Annotated in this window: 1 protein-coding gene and 1 pseudogene; both read right to left on the reverse strand. The window is 59.6% G+C overall.

Annotated features, from left to right (window positions below; genetic code table 11):
• Positions 1-410, reverse strand: a pseudogene (locus tag NW853_RS01615) (RNA-guided endonuclease TnpB family protein); the annotation flags it as partial.
• A 7-nt stretch (positions 411-417) separates the two neighbouring features.
• On the reverse strand, positions 418-2433 hold the full coding sequence (locus tag NW853_RS01620) for a YegS/Rv2252/BmrU family lipid kinase (protein WP_414336127.1): 2016 nt from the start codon (positions 2431-2433) through the stop codon (positions 418-420).
• Between the last annotated feature and the right edge of the window lie 90 nt (positions 2434-2523).

The following is a 2523-nucleotide window of genomic DNA, read 5'->3' on the forward strand; positions in this document are numbered from 1 at the left end:
GCCAGCATGCCGCGCTGGTAGTTACCTATATCCAGCTCAAAGCGTTCGCGTCCCTCAACGGTGGTCAGCGACACCGTCCAGTCCTTCTCGCGGAAAGAGAAGATGCGGGCATCGTAGGTAACGAAGCCAGCCTTGAACGCTTTGACCGGACGATTTTTTTGCTGGGCAACCTTGCGGGCAGCGGCCAACCTTCTGCACACCTGTTGTGCCAGGTTGCTGGATAGCCCAAAGCGGGTACGAATTGCGCGGTAGCAGAGCGATTGAAGCTTGACTGGGTTGACCACCTTCTCTGGTGTGTTTTGGTTGACCCAGTTGAGTGCTTGTGCAAAAGCCGACAAGGTTGCCTCTAGCTTCACGGCTTGCGAAGCAGATACCTTGAGCTTGCAGGAGATAGTTAAAACTTGGGTCATGTTGCAATCATACGTCATCCGCATTTCTCCCGACCCTGACCCTACGGGGCGGGGCTCCTGCGGTTTCTAGCTGAATCCGCAGAAAGGTGATGCAAAAAAGGAACCACAAAGCCCCCAGGCTATATCCGGCCAGCAGATCGCTGGGCCAGTTCAACCCCAAGTAGGCCCGGCTGAAACCAATGAGGAGTAGGATCCCCAGCACGCCGCCCCCGATCCAGCGCCGCTGAGCAGGATAATACCTTGCCAGCAGATAGCCCAACAGACCGTAGATTGCCGTTGCTGCGATGACCTGTCCACTGGGAAAGCTGTGGCCTGTCTCTGCAAGAATGGGATCCCAAAGATCTGGGCGGGCCCGAGAAAAAGTGGGCTTTAGGATCCCGGCGATCACGGCAGCTCCTAAGGCTGCAACCAACAGCCCCCAAGCCGTTCGTCTTTGTTGGCTGCGCCAGAGCAAAACCCATCCACAGGCGGTCAAGCTCACCAGCCCAATCGGATGCCCTAACCCCCACCCCACCCAAGCCAAGGGATCTGGCCAAGGGCTGGCCCGGCGCAGCCACTGCAAAATCCATACATCGATGGCTTGACTGGAGGGCGCCAGTCCTTGCAAAGCCAGAGTCAGTCCCCAAAGGGCCAGAGCCGAGCCGAGGATCCCGCCCAGGCCAACGGTTGTGCTCAGCAGGGTCAGGCTCGGAGAAACCCGTCTCACCCAGAAGATGGCGAGCTTTTCGGCGAAGTTAGGCCGCCGCACAGGCGGCGCGATCACGGTCAGCCCCCCTGGGATCACCTCGATCTGGACGGGGGTTGTGCCCACCACTTCTCCATCGACGACCACCTTTTGGGGTGGGGTTGCCTCAACCCGGATGCGGGAAGCTTTGAAGGTGAGGATCCCTTTCAGTTGCGGCACCTGCTTGGCCAGAGAGGCCCCCAGCAGATGCACCATATCCCCGAGCGGTTGCACCCGTCGCGCCAACGCCTGGGACAGCCTGCCTGAATTGGGGTCATCTTGGCCGCGCACCACCGTCACATCCAGTTGCCCATCCGTCGGATTGACGCGCCCACGGCCCTGGGCAAGCACAGAGGTGGCCGGTGCAGCATTGGCAATGGTCAGGGCAGTGGCTTGCAAGTGCTGCAGCTCGGCTCCATCCACTTGGAGCGTCACTTGAAAGGGTTGCTGGTTCGCCAGTTGTTGTAACCCCGCCAGCAAGTAGGCTAGCGATCCCAAGCGACTTTTCAATTCGCGGCTAGCGCGTTCGACCGTTTCCGCTTCAAACCCGATCCCGGCCAGCAGGATCATCGGCTGCCCATTGCAGCGAGCGGCATCCATCACCCGTGTCGATCCGGCCAAGATTAGATCGCAAGCCCTTTCCAAATCAGTTGGGATCCCCAGGGCTGCAGCAAAAGCATTGGCCGTACCGCGCGGGATCACCCCCAGGGGAATGCCGGAGCCAAACAGTACCCCGGCCACGGCTGAAACCGTGCCATCGCCACCGGAAGCGATGATCAGATCGGGACGGGCGGCCAGGGCTTCTTCTGCCAGGCTTTTGGCATCGCGCTCCGGCTCGGTCAGCAACACCTGCAGGCGGATCCCAGCGGATAGGCGTTGCCGCACCAGGGCCAGTTGTTGGGTTTCATCCCCTTGGCCAGCAATGGGGTTGAAGATCAAATAGCCCAGGCGTTGCTCCACCAACGAGAGCAGCAGCGCTCGGGCAGTGGGCACATTCAGCGCCAGCGGAAGATTTGCTTCTTGGCAATTTTGAACCAACTTTGCCAACCCGGCCGGATCTGCTGTCGGATCCCAGAGGGCAATGACGGCTTGGGTACTATCCTCAAAAAGTTGAGCATGCCATTCTGCCCTAGAGGCAACGGTTTTGACCGTCAGCCTGGGGTGTTGGGTCAAATGGGCGGCTAGGGATCCCTCGACAATCCAGCAAAACCGCGAGACCAGGGCGCGCTGCTGTGTGAGCAGCTCGAGCAAGGCGGCTTCTTGGTTGGCTGCTGCTGAGATCAGGATCCCGGGTTTCATGGGCCAACTCGAAAAATGGCACCCCAAATAGGATGCCAGGTGCTCAGAGGCATTAGGCAAGAGTTAAGAGGATTCTTGCGGCACTTCTGC

Source organism: Synechococcus sp. H55.11, assembly GCF_047462475.1.
Classification (GTDB): domain Bacteria; phylum Cyanobacteriota; class Cyanobacteriia; order Thermostichales; family Thermostichaceae; genus Thermostichus.